Below are 17,301 nucleotides of genomic sequence, written 5' to 3'. Positions count from 1 at the left end.
TCTTCTTTACTTATATATTTTTACATATTTTTACTATAGAGAGGATAAGAAAATGGCTCAAACTTCTAAATATAAACGTGTAGTCTTGAAATTGAGTGGAGAAGCTTTAGCTGGAGATAAAGGATTCGGTATCAATCCAATTATTATTAAAAGTGTAGCGAAACAAGTTGCTGAAGTTGCTAAAATGGATTGTGAAATCGCAGTAATTGTTGGCGGTGGAAACATTTGGAGAGGTAAAACAGGTAGCGATTTAGGAATGGATCGTGGCACCGCTGATTATATGGGCATGTTAGCAACTGTAATGAATGCTTTAGCGTTGCAAGATAGTTTAGAACAATTAGATTGCGATACACGTGTTTTAACTTCAATTGAAATGAAACAAGTTGCTGAACCATATATTCGTCGACGTGCAATAAGACATCTAGAGAAGAAGCGCGTAGTTATCTTTGCGGCTGGTATAGGTAACCCTTACTTCTCAACTGATACTACAGCAGCTTTACGTGCAGCTGAAGTGGAAGCAGATGTAATCTTAATGGGTAAAAATAATGTAGATGGTGTTTATTCAGCTGATCCTAAAGTTGATGAAAATGCCGTTAAATATGAACATTTAACACATATTCAAATGTTACAAGAAGGTTTACAAGTAATGGACTCAACTGCTTCATCATTCTGCATGGACAACAATATTCCATTAAATGTATTCTCTATTATGGAAGAAGGAAATATCAAGCGCGCCGTAATGGGAGAAAAAATCGGTACGCTTATTACAAAATAAATTAGAGGTGTAAAAAATGAGTGACATTATCAAAGATACTAAAGCTAGAATGCAAAAATCTATCGACAACTTATCACGTGAATTAGCTAATATTAGTGCTGGTCGTGCTAATTCAAACTTATTAAATGGTGTAACTGTTGATTACTATGGTGCACCAACTCCAGTACAACAATTAGCAAGTATCAATGTTCCTGAAGCGCGTTTATTAGTCATTTCACCATATGACAAAACTTCAGTTGATGATATTGAGAAAGCAATCATCGCCGCAAACTTAGGTGTTAATCCAACTAGTGACGGTGAGGTTATTCGAATTTCAGTTCCTGCATTAACAGAAGAAAGACGTAAAGAACTAGTTAAAAACGTTAAGAAAATTGGTGAAGATGCTAAGGTTTCAATCAGAAATATTCGCCGTGACATTAATGACCACCTTAAAAAGCAAGAAAAAAAGGGTGACATTACTGAAGATGACTTACGAAGCCAAACTGATGACGTTCAAAAAGCTACTGATAATTCTATTAAAGAAATAGATCAGTTAGTAGAGGATAAAGAACAAGATATCATGTCTGTTTAATAAAGAGATTGAGTGAATTAAAAATATTTAATTACTCAAGATACTCATTTAGTGTTTAAGAATGAATGAGCTCGACTTGAGATTTTACTATCTACAAAGTTTCAAACACAACATGAATCTATATGCTTTATTAGTCTAAACTGTACCAAGTAGGACTTTGGTACAGTTTTTTATTTTGCTTATTCAATGCAATAAATGAGTATGATAAAATGGTAGATGATTGTTTAATTAACCTATACAATAAAACAGAGATGATCAGGCTCGGAGGAAAGACCATGTTTAAAAAGCTAAAAAATAAAAATAAGACTGAAAATAATCTAAACAATGATTTAGACTTACATAATATTCCTGAACATGTGGCCATCATTATGGATGGAAATGGTCGATGGGCTAAAAAACGTAAAATGCCAAGAATAAAAGGACACTATGAAGGCATGCAAACAATCAAAAAAATTACTCGAGAAGCGAGTAATATTGGTATTAAATACTTAACACTTTATGCTTTCTCTACAGAGAATTGGTCTAGACCTGAAAGCGAAGTTAATTATATTATGAATCTGCCTGTTAATTTTCTTAAAACATTTTTACCCGAGTTAATTGAAAAAAATGTTAAAGTTGAAACAATTGGATTTGCTGAAGGCTTACCTCAATCAACTATTGAAGCTATTGATCAAGCGAAAGAAAAGACGAAGAATAACACAGGACTAACGTTAATTTTCGCTATAAATTATGGTGGACGTGCTGAAATTATTCAAAGTATGAAAGAGATATTTGAAGAGTTACAATCTGAGCATCAAAGTTCTGAAGCTATTGATGAAAATCTATTAAACAAACATTTAATGACTCGTGATTACCCTGATCCAGAATTATTAATTCGCACCTCTGGAGAACAAAGAATTAGTAACTTTTTAATTTGGCAAGCTTCATACAGTGAATTTATTTTTAATGAAAAGTTATGGCCAGATTTCGATGAAAATGAATTGAAAGAGTGTTTAAAAATTTATCAATCGCGCCAAAGACGCTTTGGGGGATTAAGTGAGGAGTAAAGTATGAAAGTAAGAACATTAACTGCAATTATTGCTTTATTAATATTCTTGCCATTCTTACTAAAAGGTGGCATGATTTTAATGCTTTTCGCTTACTTATTAGCTTTAATTGCATTAAAAGAACTATTAAACATGAACATGATTAAGTTCTTATCTATACCAGGGTTTATCAGTGCATTAGCCTTAATTATTATCATGTTGCCTCAAGATGCTGGAGAATGGGTACAAACCATACAACTTAAAAGTTTAATAGCTATGAGTTTTATTGTTCTTAGTTATACCGTTTTATCTAAGAATAGATTTAGTTTCATGGATGCAGCTTTTTGTCTTATGTCAGTAGCATATGTAGGAATTGGTTTTATGTATTTTTATGAAACTCGTTCAGAAGGATTACACTACATATTATTTGCCTTTTTAATTGTGTGGTTAACAGATACTGGAGCATATATTTTCGGTCGATTAATGGGGAAACACAAATTATGGCCTGTGATTAGTCCTAATAAAACGATTGAAGGTTTTATAGGTGGAATCATTTGTAGTTTACTTGTTCCTTTAATCATGCAATTTTTCGTGAATTTCCATTTAAATATATGGCTATTACTGATAGTTACAATAATTTTGAGTATGTTTGGACAACTAGGAGATTTAGTTGAATCTGGATTTAAACGTCATTTTGGTGTAAAAGATTCAGGACGTATATTACCAGGCCACGGTGGCATTTTAGATAGATTTGATAGTTTTATGTTTGTATTACCATTACTAAATATTTTATTAATCCAAATTTAATTTGTGGTTCAGTCTATAAAATAAAATAGATGTTATAATAAAGGAGTTATTGAGATATTGGAGAGAGTACAATATCTCTTAACTCCTTTTGAACACTATCATTATTTAAATTCCTAACTACAATTATACATATTTATTTGAGAATGAATTTAAGCGTATTATAATGTTTTATATTGTTTATTTATTCGAGTGCTTAGATTTATTGAAAATAAAACATAATATCAATAGAGGTGTAGAGTATGAGCTATTTAATAACAATAGTTTCATTTATTATCGTATTTGGCGTACTAGTTACGGTGCATGAATACGGTCATATGTTCTTTGCTAAAAGAGCAGGTATCATGTGTCCTGAATTTGCGATTGGCATGGGTCCTAAAATTTTTAGTTTTAGAAAAGATGAAACATTATATACAATACGTTTGTTACCTGTCGGTGGTTATGTAAGAATGGCTGGAGATGGCCTTGAGGAGCCACCAGTTCAACCAGGTATGAACGTAAAAATTAAATTAAATGATAAAGATGAAATTACCCATATTATTTTAGACGATCAACATAAATTTCAACAAATTGAAGCTATAGAAGTTAAAAAATGTGACTTTAAAGATGATTTATATTTAGAAGGTATAACGTCTTATGATGAGGAAAGACACCATTACTCAATTGCTAAGAAAGCGTATTTTGTTGAAAATGGAAGCCTTATACAAATTGCTCCTAGAGATAGACAGTTTGCACATAAGAAACCATTACCTAAATTTTTAACACTATTTGCTGGCCCGCTATTCAACTTTATTCTAGCATTGGTGCTCTTCATAGGTTTAGCTTATTATCAAGGTACGCCTACAAACACAATAGGTGAAGTAATGAACCATTCACCTGCAGATGAAGCTGGGCTACATAAAGGTGATAAAATTGTTCAAATCGGTGATCATAAAATTAAAGATTTCAGTGAAATAAGAAAAGTTTTAGATGAAAATAAAACTTCTAAAACATCAATTAAAGTTCAAAGAAATCATCATACAAAAACAATGCAACTTGAACCTAAAAAGGTAGAAAACAAAATTAGTAAAAATAAAAAACAAACAAGTTACCAAATTGGATTTGCACCAAAGCTGGAGCATAGTATCTTTAAACCAATAAGTTATGGAATTTATAATTTCTTTGATAAAGGTAAATTAATCTTCACAGCTGTTGTAGGTATGATTGCGAGTATCTTTACTGGTGGATTCTCATTCGACTTGCTCAATGGACCAGTAGGTATTTACCATAATGTGGACTCAGTAGTTAAGTCTGGTATTATAAACTTAATAGGCTATACAGCGTTATTGAGTGTAAACTTAGGTATCATGAACTTATTACCTATACCAGCGTTAGATGGTGGTCGAATTTTATTCGTATTATATGAGGCTATTTTCAGAAAACCAGTAAATAAAAAGGCTGAAACAGCTATTATAGCAACAGGTGCATTATTTGTTGTCATTATTATGATTATCGTAACTTGGAACGATATACAACGGTATTTCTTATAAATAGGGAGGAAAATAGAGAATGAAACAATCTAAAGTATTTATACCAACGATGAGAGAGGTTCCTGCAGAAGCTGAAGCACTAAGTCATCGTTTATTGCTTAAAGCAGGTTTAATTAAACAAAGTACAAGTGGTATATACAGTTATTTACCATTAGCAACGCGAGTTTTAAATAACATTTCTAAAATTGTGCGAGAAGAAATGGAAAGTATCGATGCCGTTGAAATTTTAATGCCCGCTTTACAACAAGCTGAATTATGGGAAGAATCTGGACGTTGGGGAGCTTATGGTCCTGAGTTAATGCGACTTAAAGATAGAAATGGAAGAGAATTCGCATTGGGACCTACTCATGAAGAAGTTGTAACTTCTCTAGTTAGAGACGAGTTAAAATCATATAAACGTTTACCTCTTACTTTATTCCAAATCCAATCAAAATACCGTGATGAGAAAAGACCTCGCTTTGGATTATTACGTGGTAGAGAATTTATTATGAAAGATGCCTATTCATTCCACGCTGACGAAGAATCATTAGATGCAACATATCAAGATATGTACAATGCATATAGCAGAATCTTCAAGCGTGTTGGAATTAACGCACGCCCTGTAGTTGCTGACTCAGGAGCGATTGGTGGTAATCATACTCATGAATTTATGGCTTTAAGTGAAATTGGCGAAGATACAATTGTCTATAGTAATGAAAGTGATTACGCTGCTAACATTGAAAAAGCAGAAGTTATTTATTATCCTTCAGAAAAACATACTGAAACAGCTGAATTATCAAATATTGAGACGCCTAATGTCAAAACAGCTCAAGAACTTGCAGATTTCCTAAATCGTCCACTAGATGAAATTATAAAAACGATGATTTTTAAAGTAGATGGCGAATTTATGATGATTCTTATAAGAGGGCACCATGAACTAAACGATGTTAAATTAAAAGCATATTTTGGTACCGATAATGTTGAAATGGCCTCACAAGATGAAATCGTAAATTTAGTTGGAGCTAATCCTGGATCTATAGGCCCAATTCATAATAAAGAAATTAAGATATATGCTGATAATTATGTTAAAGATTTAAATAATCTTGTTATAGGTGCTAATGAGGATGGCTATCACTATGTTAATGCTAATGTCGAAAGAGATTTCAACATTGATGAATATGGTGATTTCAGATTTATTTTAGAAGGCGAAATGTTAAGTGATGGTTCTGGTAAAGCTCAATTTGCTGAAGGTATTGAAGTAGGACAAGTCTTCAAATTGGGTACAAAATACTCTGAAGCTATGAACGCCACTTTCCTTGATAATCAAGGTAAAGCGCAACCATTAATTATGGGATGCTACGGTATTGGCATATCAAGAACACTTAGCGCAATCGTTGAACAAAATAATGATGAAAATGGTATTATTTGGCCTAAATCAGTCACACCATTCGATTTACATTTAATAACAATTAACCCTAAAAAAGATGATCAACGCGAATTAGGAGATCAACTTTATGCGCAATTAAATGATAAATTCGATGTTCTTTATGATGATAGAAAAGAACGCGCAGGTGTTAAGTTTAACGATGCTGACTTAATTGGTTTACCTTTACGAGTTGTAGTTGGTAAAAGAGCTGAAGAGGGTGTTGTTGAAGTTAAACAACGCTTAAATGGTGAAAGTGAAGAGATTCACGTTAATGATTTAGAAAATTATTTAAAAGATTTATATGACAAATTAAAATAGATTTGAATTTAGAAATTTAACTTGTTTAAGTAGGGCGGGGAATGAATTTTGAGTTTGAAATTCAAACCTGCTCTTCTTTATTGTTATCATTTACAACTAATTTCTCATGAAAATTAATCTAATGAGTAGTATAATATGAATCAAATTTGCTATTAAATTTGAGTGAGTAGTTAAGAAGTATTTCGTAACACATACATAATTAGAATCTAAATAAAAAGTATAAGTAATAAAATTTAAGGTGGTTATTATTTTGGCAATGACAAATCAAGAAAAATTCAAAGTGCTTGCCGATCAAATTAAAATATCAAATCAATTAGAGACTGATATTCTTAATGAGGGTGAATTAACTCGAATTGATGTCTCTAATAAGAATAGAACATGGGAATTTCAAATCTCACTACCACGTTTTCTATCAAATGAAGATTATCTATTATTTACTCATGCAATAGAAGAAGAATTTAAAGAAATAGCCACAGTTACAATCCATTTTTCAATTAAAGATACAACTAACCAAGATGAACATGCATTGAAATACTTTGCCCATTGTATTGATCAAACCAGATTATCACCTAAAGTTAAAGGACAATTAAAACAAAAGAAATTGATTATGTCTGGTAATGTAATTAAAGTATTGGTATCTAACGATATTGAACGTAATCACTTTGACAAAGCATGCAATGGTAGTTTAGTTAAAGCTTTTCAAAAATGTGGTTTTAATATAGACAAGGTTATCTTTGAAACAGACACTACAAATCATGATGATGATCTAGCCTCATTAGAAGCTCATATTCAACAAGAAGATGAGCAAAGTGCTAGAGAGGCTACTGAAAAATTAGAAAAAATGAAAGCTGAAAAGGCTAAACAACAAGATAATAATGAAAGTTCTGTTGATAAGTGCCAAATCGGTAAATCTATTCAAGTTGAAAACATTCGTTCTATTGATTCTATTATCGAAGAAGAATTCAAAGTAGCAATTGAAGGTGTTATTTTCGATATCAATTTAAAAGAACTTAAAAGTGGGCGTCATATCGTAGAGCTTAAAGTTACAGACTACACAGATTCTTTAGTTTTAAAAAAGTTCACACGTAAAAATAAAGATGACCTAGACCATTTTAAGGCTTTAAGTGTAGGAAAATGGGTGAGAGCACAAGGTCGTATTGAAGAAGATACATTTGTGCGTGATTTAGTTATGATGATGTCAGATATTGAAGAAATTAAAAAAGCACCAAAAAAAGATAAAGCTGACGAAAAACGTGTAGAGTTTCATTTGCATACAGCTATGAGCCAAATGGACGGTATACCGAATATTAGTTCTTATGTTGAACAAGCCGCTGAATGGGGACACTCTGCTATTGCAGTTACTGACCATAATGTCGTTCAAGCATTTCCAGATGCACATAATGCAGCAGAGAAACATGGAATTAAAATGATTTACGGTATGGAGGGCATGCTTGTTGATGACGGAGTACCTATCGCTTACAAACCTACTGACCGCGTTTTAAAAGATGCTACTTATGTGGTATTTGACGTTGAAACAACAGGTTTATCTAATCAATACGATAAAATTATTGAGTTAGCAGCTGTAAAAGTTCATAATGGTGAAATTATTGATAAATTCGAACGCTTTAGTAATCCTCATGAACGTTTATCTGAAACAATCATTAATTTAACTCATATCACAGACGACATGCTAACGGATGCTCCTGAAATTGAAGAAGTGTTAACTGAATTTAAAGAATGGGTTGGAGACGCGATATTTGTAGCTCACAATGCCTCATTTGATATGGGATTTATTGATACTGGTTATGAGCGCTTAGGCTTTGGGCCGTCTACTAACGGTGTCATCGATACATTAGAACTTTCACGTACGATTAACACTGAATACGGTAAACACGGTTTAAACTTCCTTGCTAAAAAGTATGGCGTCGAACTCACACAACACCATAGAGCGATTTATGATACTGAAGCAACCGCATATATTTTCATCAAAATGATTCAACAAATGAAAGAACTCGGCGTTCTAAATCACTTGGAAATAAATAAAAAGCTAACTAATGAAGATGCTTATAAAAGAGCACGCCCATCTCACGTAACACTTATAGTTCAAAACCAAGAAGGACTTAAAAATCTATTTAAAATCGTAAGTGCGTCTTTAGTAAAATACTATTATCGTACACCTAGAATTCCACGCTCTCTTTTAAATGAATATAGAGAGGGGATATTGGTTGGTACTGCATGTGATGAAGGGGAATTATTTACTGCTGTAATGCAAAAAGACCAATCAGAAGTTGAAAAAATTGCAAAGTATTATGACTTTATAGAAGTTCAACCACCTGCATTGTACCAAGATTTAATGGACAGAGAATTAATTCGTGATCATGAAACTTTAACAGAAATTTATCAACGGTTAATTGAAGCAGGAGAAAGTGCAAATATTCCAGTTATTGCGACGGGTAATGTGCATTATTTATATGAACACGATGCAATTGCAAGAAAAATTTTAATTGCGTCACAACCAGGTAATCCATTAAATCGTTCAACGTTACCTGAAGCACATTTTAGAACTACAGATGAAATGCTAGACGAATTTCATTTTCTTGGAGAAGAGAAAGCGAATGAAATCGTAGTCAGAAATACAAACGAATTAGCCGAACGTATTGAGAGAGTTGTTCCGATTAAAGATAAATTATTTACACCAAGAATGGAAGGTGCAAATGATGAGATTCGTGAATTAAGTTATTCTAATGCTAAAAAGTTATATGGTGAAGATTTACCGCAAATCGTTATAGATCGATTAGAGAAGGAATTAGCTAGTATTATCGGTAATGGTTTCTCAGTAATTTATTTGATTTCACAAAGATTAGTTAAAAAATCACTTGATGATGGTTATTTAGTAGGATCACGTGGTTCGGTCGGGTCTAGTTTCGTGGCTACGATGACTGAGATTACCGAAGTTAATCCTTTACCTCCACATTATATATGTTCACATTGTAAAACGAGCGAGTTCTTTGATGATGGATCAGTAGGTTCAGGTTTCGACCTTCCTGATAAAAAGTGTCCTACTTGTGGTAATGACCTTATTAAAGAAGGACAAGATATTCCATTCGAAACGTTTTTAGGTTTCAAAGGAGATAAAGTTCCCGATATTGATTTAAACTTTAGTGGGGAGTACCAACCAAACGCGCATAACTATACTAAAGTGCTATTTGGTGAAGATAAAGTTTTCCGTGCAGGTACGATTGGTACAGTTGCTGAGAAAACTGCTTTCGGATTTGTAAAAGGATATCTCAATGATCAAGGTATCCATAAACGTGGAGCTGAAATTGACAGATTGGTTAAAGGTTGCACTGGTGTTAAACGTACGACTGGACAACATCCGGGTGGTATTATAGTAGTTCCAGATTATATGGATATTTACGATTTTACGCCTATACAATTCCCTGCAGATGATCAAAGTGCAGCTTGGATGACAACACACTTTGACTTCCACTCCATACATGATAACGTTTTAAAACTAGATATACTTGGGCACGATGACCCAACTATGATACGTATGCTTCAAGACTTATCAGGTATTGATCCTAAGACTATTCCAGTTGATGATAAAGATACGATGCAAATTTTCAGTGGTCCTGAGAGTTTAGGTGTTACTGAAGATGAAATATTATGTAAAACTGGTACATTTGGCGTCCCTGAATTCGGTACTGGATTCGTTAGACAAATGTTAGAAGATACGAAACCAACAACTTACTCAGAGCTTGTACAAATTTCTGGCTTATCACACGGTACTGATGTGTGGCTTGGTAATGCTCAGGAATTAATACGACAAGGTATTTGTGATTTATCAAGCGTAATAGGTTGTCGTGATGATATTATGGTTTATCTTATGTACGCAGGATTAGAACCATCTATGGCCTTCAAAACAATGGAATTCGTGCGTAAAGGTCGTGGATTAACAGATGAAATGGTCGAAGCTATGAAAGAAAATGATGTACCTGACTGGTATTTAGATTCATGCCGAAAAATTAAATACATGTTCCCTAAAGCCCATGCTGCAGCATATGTTCTGATGGCAGTAAGAATTGCTTATTTTAAAGTACACCATCCGCTTTATTATTATGCAGCGTACTTTACTATTAGAGCTTCTGACTTTGATCTCATTACAATGATTAAAGATAAAACAAGCATTCGCAACACTGTTAAAGACATGTACTCTCGTTATATGGACTTAGAAAAAAAAGAAAAAGATGTTTTAACAGTTTTAGAAATCATGAACGAAATGGCACATCGAGGATTCCGCATGCAGCCAATTAGTCTTGAAAAAAGTCAGGCTTTCGACTTTATTATTGAAGAAGACACGCTTATTCCTCCGTTTGTTGCAGTACCTGGTTTAGGTGAGAACGTTGCCAAACGGATTGTTGAAGCACGTGAGGAAGGTCCTTTCTTATCCAAAGAAGATTTAAATAAGAAAGCGGGACTTTCTCAAAAAGTTATTGATTACTTAGATGAAATGGGATCATTGCCAGGTTTACCAGATAAAGCGCAATTATCTATTTTTGACATGTAATTTGCCCTTGAAAATGATTGCTTATTATCAAAATATTTTCAAAAAATTTAGGATGAAGGTGCTAAACAATTCAATGTTAAAAGCACCTCAATTCCATCTACAACTTATGAAATTTGTTTAGTATCATGAGTTATGATATACTTAAATTGTGTAAAAAATGATTAAACTCAGGCAGAAGAGTGGGCATATACCCGCTCTTTTCTATTTGCCAAAAAAGGAGGCCTGTATGAGTAAAATTACTGAACAAGTAGAAACTATAATTCAGCCTATATTAGATGACTTAAAATTTGAACTTGTTGAAATTGAATATGTTAAAGAAGGTAAAGATCGCTTTCTTAGAGTATCCATCGATAAAGAGGGTGGCGTAGATCTTAATGATTGTACTTTAGCTTCAGAAAAAATTAGCGAAGCAATGGATGAAAATGATCCTATCCCGGAAATGTATTACCTTGATGTAGCATCTCCTGGGGCAGAAAGACCTATTAAGAAAGAAAAAGATTTTCAAAATGCTGTAAGTCAACCTATATTTGTATCACTTTACGCGCCAATAGAAGGTGATAAAGAGTGGTTAGGAATCTTAAAATCTGTAGATGAAGAAAATATAGTTATGGAAGTAAAAGAAAAATCAAAAACTAAAGAAATTGAAATACCTAGAAATAAAATCGCTAAAGCACGTTACGCTGTTATGATTTAACGTGATGAGGAGGAAAAACTGTGTCAAGTAATGAATTATTATTAGCTACTGAATATTTAGAAAAGGAAAAGAAAATTCCTAGAGAAGTACTTATCGATGCTATTGAAGCTGCTTTAATCACTGCATATAAGAAAAATTATGATAGTGCAAGAAATGTAAGAGTAGAATTGAATATGGATGAAGGTTCGTTTAGAGTAATAGCTCGTAAAGAAGTTGTAGAGGAAGTCTTTGATGATAGAGACGAAGTAGATTTAAGCACTGCATTAGTTAAAAATCCAGCTTATGAAATCGGTGATATCTATGAAGAAGATGTTACTCCTAAAGACTTTGGACGAGTAGGTGCACAAGCGGCTAAACAAGCAGTTATGCAACGATTAAGAGACGCTGAAAGAGAAATTTTATATGATGAATTTATTGATAAAGAAGAAGATATCTTAACAGGTGTGATTGACCGTGTTGATCATCGCTATGTTTATGTTAATTTTGGTCGAATCGAAGCTGTTTTATCTGAAGCGGAAAGAAGTCCTAATGAAAGCTATATTCCTAATGAACGTATTAAAGTTTATGTAAACAAAGTTGAACAAACAACTAAAGGTCCTCAAATTTACGTTTCAAGAAGTCATCCTGGTTTATTAAAACGTTTATTTGAACAAGAAGTTCCTGAAATTTATGATGGTACTGTTATCGTTAAGTCTGTAGCACGTGAAGCAGGAGACCGTTCTAAGATTAGTGTTTACTCTGAAAACCCAGATATTGATGCTGTGGGTGCATGTGTAGGTTCTAAAGGTGCGCGTGTTGAGGCCGTTGTTGAAGAACTTGGTGGAGAAAAAATAGATATCGTTCAATGGAATGAGGATCCTAAAGTATTCGTAAGAAATGCTTTAAGTCCATCACAAGTTCTAGAAGTTATTGTAGATGAAGAAAATCAATCAACAGTAGTTGTTGTACCTGATTATCAACTTTCTTTAGCAATCGGTAAACGTGGTCAAAATGCACGTTTAGCAGCTAAATTAACTGGTTGGAAGATTGATATTAAATCTGAATCTGATGCGCGTGAAGCAGGTGTTTATCCTGTGATTGAATCAGAAGAAGTAGCTGATGAAATCGTAAATACTGGTGATGAAGATGTTGAATTTGATGATGTTAATTTAGAAGAATCTAATTTAACAACAGCAGAATTAGCTGCAGAGACTGATGAAGAAAAAGAATCTGATGCTGAAGAAGATAAAAATACAGAAGAATAGATTGGAGTGTTAACTTATGAAAAAGAAAAAAATTCCAATGCGAAAATGTATTATATCTAATGAAATGCATCCGAAGAAAGAAATGATTCGAGTAGTCATCAATAAAGAAGGCGAAATCTTTGCAGATGCGACTGGGAAGAAACAAGGTCGTGGCGCATATGTTTCTAAAGATGTTCCTTTAGTTGAAAAGGCTCAACAAAAAGAATTACTTGAAAAATACTTTAACGCCTCTAAAGAAACCCTAGAGCCGGTATATAAAGAAATTATTCGTTTAATTTATAGAGAAGAGATTCCTAAATGATTAAAGATCAAATACTTAATTTTCTTGGCTTAGCAATGAGAGCAGGAAAAGTTAAAAGTGGAGAATCTGTTATTTTAAACGACATTAAAACCAAAAAGATAAAGCTCGTAATCGTAGCTACCGATGCGTCTGAGAATACTTTTAAAGTTATGAAAGACAAGTGCAAGAGTAATCATATTCCAATAAGGTGTTTTGGAACGAGAGCTGATTTAGGGGGAGCACTTGGTAAAGGCGAGAGAGTGAATATTGGTGTAACAGATAATGGTTTTGCTAAAAAGTTATTATCAATGATAGATGAATATCGTAAGGAGTGATTATATGAGTAAAAAAAGAATTTACGAATATGCGAAAGAATTAAATCTAAAGAGTAAAGAGATTATAGATGAGTTAAAAAGTATGAATGTTGAAGTGTCGAACCATATGCAAGCTTTAGAAGATGACCAAATTAAAGCTTTGGATAAAAAGTTCAAAAAAGAACAAAATACGGACGACAAACAAAATACTCAAAATAATCACCAAAAATCTAATAATAAACAAAATCAAAACAACAAAAGTAATCAATCAAATAAAGAAAAACAAAACAACAAAGGTAACCAGCAAAAAAGTAATAATCAACAAAAGAACCAAAACAAAAAGAATGGTCAGAACAATAAAGGTAAACAACAAAACAAGAATAATAAAAACAACAAAAACAACAAAAATAATAAACAGCAAAGTCAAGCTTCAGAACCTAAAGAAATGCCTTCTAAAATTACGTATCAAGAAGGAATTACAGTTGGTGAATTAGCTGAGAAACTTAATGTTGAATCTTCAGGTATCATTAAAAAATTATTCTTATTAGGAATTATGGCTAACATTAACCAATCGTTAGATGAAGAAACATTAGAATTAATTGCAGATGATTATGGTGTGGAAATTGAACAAGAAGTAGTCATTGATGAAGAAGATTTATCTATCTATTTCGATGATGAAACTGAAGATCCTGATGCGATTGAAAGACCAGCTGTTGTTACAATTATGGGACACGTTGACCATGGTAAAACAACATTATTAGACTCTATTCGTCACACTAAAGTTACTGAAGGCGAAGCCGGAGGTATCACTCAACATATTGGTGCATACCAAATTGAAAATGGTGGAAAGAAAATTACTTTCTTAGATACTCCAGGACACGCAGCATTTACTACTATGCGTGCGCGTGGTGCACAAGTGACAGATATTACAATTCTTGTTGTAGCAGCTGACGATGGTGTGATGCCACAAACAATTGAAGCAATTAACCATGCAAAAGAAGCTGAAGTGCCTACAATTGTTGCGGTTAATAAAATTGATAAACCAACTGCAAACCCTGACCGTGTAATGCAAGAATTAACAGAATATGGTCTTATTCCTGAAGATTGGGGCGGTGACACAATCTTTGTACCACTTTCTGCTTTAAGTGGAGACGGTATCGAGGATTTACTTGAAATGATTGGACTTGTTGCAGAGGTGCAAGAACTTAAAGCTAATCCTGATAAACGTGTAGTGGGTACAGTTATAGAAGCTGAACTTGATAAATCTCGTGGACCAGCAGCTTCCTTATTAGTACAAAATGGTACTTTAAACGTTGGTGATTCAATCGTAGTCGGCAATACGTATGGTCGTATTCGAGCTATGGTTAATGACTTAGGTAAACGTATTAAATCAGCAGGTCCTTCCACACCAGTAGAAATCACTGGTATCAATGATGTTCCACTTGCCGGTGATCGATTTGTAGTATTTAGTGATGAGAAACAAGCACGTCGTATCGGTGAAGCTCGTCATGAAGCAAGCGTGATTCAACAACGTCAAGAAAGTAAAAATGTTTCATTAGATAACTTGTTTGAACAAATGAAACAAGGCGAAATGAAAGATTTAAATGTTATCATTAAAGGTGACGTTCAAGGTTCAGTTGAAGCATTAGCTGCTTCATTAATGAAAATTGATGTGGAAGGCGTAAACGTACGTATTATTCACACTGCAGTAGGTGCAGTAAATGAATCCGACGTAACATTAGCGAATGCTTCTAATGGTATCATTATCGGTTTCAACGTACGTCCTGATGCTGGTGCTAAACGTGCTGCCGAAGCTGAAAACGTTGATATGCGATTACACCGTGTTATCTATAACGTAATTGAAGAGATTGAATCTGCTATGAAAGGTTTACTTGACCCTGAATATGAAGAACAAGTTATTGGTCAAGCAGAGGTTCGTCAAACATTCAAAGTATCTAAAGTTGGTACAATTGCAGGTAGTTACGTAACAGAAGGTAAAATCACACGCAATGCGGGTGTACGAGTAATTAGAGACGGTATTGTATTATTCGAAGGTGAATTAGATACGCTAAAACGTTTCAAAGATGACGCTAAAGAAGTAGCACAAGGTTATGAATGTGGTATCACAATTGAAAAATATAATGACCTAAAAGAAGGCGACATTATCGAAGCGTTTGAAATGGTTGAAATTCAACGATAATAAATGTTTAAACTAATGCAATCTCCTCGCTATTTAATAAAATAGGGAGGAGATTTTTAGTAAAGCGCATTGCTAAGAATTATGTAGTTTAATAAAATATTACTTGCTAAAGGTAATTTAATTTTGAAGAGAAATATAAATAAAGAGGTGAAATAATATGAGTAATATGAGAGCTGAACGTGTTGGCGAACAAATGAAACAAGAAATCATGGATATAGTTAATAACAAAGTAAAAGATCCAAGAGTAGGATTTTTAACTATTACTGATGTTGAACTAACGAATGATTTATCTCATGCTAAAGTTTATTTAACAGTATTGGGTAGTAATAAAGAAATCGACAACACATTTAAAGCACTTGAAAAAGCTAAGGGTTTTATTAAATCTGAGCTAGGTTCAAGAATGCGTTTAAGAATTATTCCTGATTTAACATTTGAATATGATAAATCTATCGAATACGGAAATAAAATTGAACGCATGATTCAAGATCTACACAAAGAAGATAAATAATTTCTCATTCATAGTAGGCAGATTTATATAATCTTATATGAATCTTTGCCTACTTTTTTATGTAAAAATAGTGGGCAATTATTTCTAAAGAGATGTTATAATGATTGAGGTAAAAGTAACAGTAGATTAAAGGTGTGACAACATGTATAACGGTATGTTACCCGTATTCAAAGAAAGAGGCTTAACGAGCCATGATGTCGTTTTTAAACTTAGAAAAATATTAAAAATGAAGAAGATTGGACACACAGGTACATTGGATCCTGAGGTAGATGGGGTGCTTCCAATATGTCTTGGTAATGCAACTAGAGTGAGTGATTACGTTATGGAGATGGGTAAAACATATAAAGCTGAAGTTACTCTGGGCGTAAGCACAACTACTGAAGACCAAACTGGAGATATATTAGAGGTTAAAGGAATTGATACTGACGACGTTACTGAACAGGATATAGATCAAACCCTTGAAAGATTTTTAGGCGTTATCGAACAAATTCCACCAATGTATTCTTCTGTTAAAGTTAAAGGTAAAAAACTTTATGAGTATGCCCGAAACAATGAAGAAGTTGAACGACCTGTAAGGCATGTGCGTATTAAAAATATTAATAGAATTTCGAATTTAACTTTCCAAAATAACCAATGTCATTTTGAGATTGAAGTGAGTTGTGGCAAAGGCACATATATAAGAACTTTAGCTACTGATATTGGAAAGAAATTAGGTTATCCAGCTCATATGTCTCGATTGACAAGAATTTCTTCTGGCGGTTTTCAAATCGACAATAGTCTAAAATTAGAACAAATCAAGGACATGCATGAGCATGATTCATTACAAGATAAGTTGTTTCCTATAGAATATGGCTTAAAAGGATTGCAAGAGATTGAAGTAGATGATGAAGCATTCAAGAAAAGAATTTTAAATGGACAAAAATTTAATGTTAAAGATTTAAATCAAGAAATCGAGGCACAATTTGTTTTTATTGATCAAAGGTCAAAAAAAGCATTAGCCATTTATATGATACATCCTGAGAAGCTACATGAAATTAAACCGAAAAAAGTATTTAACTAAAGGAGTT

Annotated in this window: 14 protein-coding genes; all 14 read left to right on the top strand. The window is 33.2% G+C overall.

Features of this window, described 5'->3' with window-relative positions:
* Positions 1-52: 52 nt before the first annotated feature.
* The 14 genes from pyrH to truB all read left to right on the top strand — a co-directional run bounded on the left by pyrH (position 53) and on the right by truB (position 17,294).
* Positions 53-775: a UMP kinase gene (gene pyrH / locus V6C74_RS07635; RefSeq protein WP_002436299.1), complete on the top strand. Its 723-nt coding sequence runs from the start codon at positions 53-55 to the stop codon at positions 773-775.
* 16 nt (positions 776-791) lie between these two features.
* Positions 792-1,346: a ribosome recycling factor gene (gene frr / locus V6C74_RS07630; RefSeq protein WP_002453090.1), complete on the top strand. Its 555-nt coding sequence runs from the start codon at positions 792-794 to the stop codon at positions 1,344-1,346.
* A 275-nt stretch (positions 1,347-1,621) separates the two neighbouring features.
* A complete protein-coding gene (locus V6C74_RS07625; RefSeq protein WP_002453091.1) occupies positions 1,622-2,392 on the top strand; it encodes an isoprenyl transferase in 771 nt (256 codons plus the stop codon).
* Between the two features lie 3 nt (positions 2,393-2,395).
* Positions 2,396-3,178, top strand: a complete 783-nt coding sequence (locus V6C74_RS07620; RefSeq protein WP_002453092.1) for a phosphatidate cytidylyltransferase — start codon at positions 2,396-2,398, stop codon at positions 3,176-3,178.
* A 239-nt stretch (positions 3,179-3,417) separates the two neighbouring features.
* Positions 3,418-4,704, top strand: a complete 1,287-nt coding sequence (gene rseP, locus V6C74_RS07615; RefSeq protein ID WP_002453093.1) for an RIP metalloprotease RseP — start codon at positions 3,418-3,420, stop codon at positions 4,702-4,704.
* 19 nt (positions 4,705-4,723) lie between these two features.
* Positions 4,724-6,427, top strand: a complete 1,704-nt coding sequence (locus tag V6C74_RS07610; protein ID WP_002453094.1) for a proline--tRNA ligase — start codon at positions 4,724-4,726, stop codon at positions 6,425-6,427.
* 256 nt (positions 6,428-6,683) lie between these two features.
* Positions 6,684-10,994: a PolC-type DNA polymerase III gene (locus tag V6C74_RS07605; protein WP_103175563.1), complete on the top strand. Its 4,311-nt coding sequence runs from the start codon at positions 6,684-6,686 to the stop codon at positions 10,992-10,994.
* 226 nt (positions 10,995-11,220) lie between these two features.
* Complete coding sequence (gene rimP / locus V6C74_RS07600) at positions 11,221-11,688, top strand: ribosome maturation factor RimP (RefSeq protein ID WP_002453096.1); 468 nt, start codon at positions 11,221-11,223, stop codon at positions 11,686-11,688.
* Between the two features lie 20 nt (positions 11,689-11,708).
* A complete protein-coding gene (nusA, locus tag V6C74_RS07595; protein WP_016898110.1) occupies positions 11,709-12,932 on the top strand; it encodes a transcription termination factor NusA in 1,224 nt (407 codons plus the stop codon).
* Between the two features lie 16 nt (positions 12,933-12,948).
* On the top strand, positions 12,949-13,233 hold the full coding sequence (locus tag V6C74_RS07590; RefSeq protein WP_002453098.1) for a YlxR family protein: 285 nt from the start codon (positions 12,949-12,951) through the stop codon (positions 13,231-13,233).
* Positions 13,230-13,547 carry a ribosomal L7Ae/L30e/S12e/Gadd45 family protein gene (locus V6C74_RS07585; protein WP_002453099.1) on the top strand — a complete coding sequence of 106 codons (318 nt, stop codon included), beginning with the start codon at positions 13,230-13,232 and terminating at the stop codon, positions 13,545-13,547. Before V6C74_RS07590 ends, V6C74_RS07585 begins: the two co-directional genes overlap by 4 nt.
* A gap of 4 nt (positions 13,548-13,551) precedes the next feature.
* Positions 13,552-15,726, top strand: a complete 2,175-nt coding sequence (infB, locus tag V6C74_RS07580; RefSeq protein WP_016898111.1) for a translation initiation factor IF-2 — start codon at positions 13,552-13,554, stop codon at positions 15,724-15,726.
* A 157-nt stretch (positions 15,727-15,883) separates the two neighbouring features.
* The gene (gene rbfA, locus V6C74_RS07575; protein WP_002453101.1) at positions 15,884-16,234 is read left to right on the top strand and encodes a 30S ribosome-binding factor RbfA; all 351 of its coding nucleotides are present in this window, start codon (positions 15,884-15,886) and stop codon (positions 16,232-16,234) included.
* A 142-nt stretch (positions 16,235-16,376) separates the two neighbouring features.
* Positions 16,377-17,294, top strand: coding sequence for a tRNA pseudouridine(55) synthase TruB (gene truB, locus V6C74_RS07570; RefSeq protein ID WP_002453102.1), 918 nt, complete (start codon positions 16,377-16,379; stop codon positions 17,292-17,294).
* The last annotated feature ends 7 nt before the right edge of the window (positions 17,295-17,301 follow it).

The sequence above is a fragment of the Staphylococcus capitis subsp. capitis genome, from assembly GCF_040739495.1.
Taxonomy (GTDB): domain Bacteria; phylum Bacillota; class Bacilli; order Staphylococcales; family Staphylococcaceae; genus Staphylococcus; species Staphylococcus capitis.
Note: the sequence above shows the minus strand (reverse complement) of the source record. Positions and strands in the feature narration are given on the sequence as shown.

Excerpts from the sequence above, each read along its gene's own strand:
- V6C74_RS07590 (WP_002453098.1), top strand. The coding sequence starts at position 12,949 with ATGAAAAAGAAAAAAATTCCAATGCGAAAATGTATTATATCTAATGAA.
- infB (WP_016898111.1), top strand. The coding sequence starts at position 13,552 with ATGAGTAAAAAAAGAATTTACGAATATGCGAAAGAATTAAATCTAAAG.
- rbfA (WP_002453101.1), top strand. The coding sequence starts at position 15,884 with ATGAGTAATATGAGAGCTGAACGTGTTGGCGAACAAATGAAACAAGAA.
- rseP (WP_002453093.1), top strand. The coding sequence starts at position 3,418 with ATGAGCTATTTAATAACAATAGTTTCATTTATTATCGTATTTGGCGTA.
- rimP (WP_002453096.1), top strand. The coding sequence starts at position 11,221 with ATGAGTAAAATTACTGAACAAGTAGAAACTATAATTCAGCCTATATTA.
- truB (WP_002453102.1), top strand. The coding sequence starts at position 16,377 with ATGTATAACGGTATGTTACCCGTATTCAAAGAAAGAGGCTTAACGAGC.
- frr (WP_002453090.1), top strand. The coding sequence starts at position 792 with ATGAGTGACATTATCAAAGATACTAAAGCTAGAATGCAAAAATCTATC.
- V6C74_RS07585 (WP_002453099.1), top strand. The coding sequence starts at position 13,230 with ATGATTAAAGATCAAATACTTAATTTTCTTGGCTTAGCAATGAGAGCA.
- V6C74_RS07605 (WP_103175563.1), top strand. The coding sequence starts at position 6,684 with ATGACAAATCAAGAAAAATTCAAAGTGCTTGCCGATCAAATTAAAATA.
- V6C74_RS07620 (WP_002453092.1), top strand. The coding sequence starts at position 2,396 with ATGAAAGTAAGAACATTAACTGCAATTATTGCTTTATTAATATTCTTG.
- pyrH (WP_002436299.1), top strand. The coding sequence starts at position 53 with ATGGCTCAAACTTCTAAATATAAACGTGTAGTCTTGAAATTGAGTGGA.
- V6C74_RS07610 (WP_002453094.1), top strand. The coding sequence starts at position 4,724 with ATGAAACAATCTAAAGTATTTATACCAACGATGAGAGAGGTTCCTGCA.
- V6C74_RS07625 (WP_002453091.1), top strand. The coding sequence starts at position 1,622 with ATGTTTAAAAAGCTAAAAAATAAAAATAAGACTGAAAATAATCTAAAC.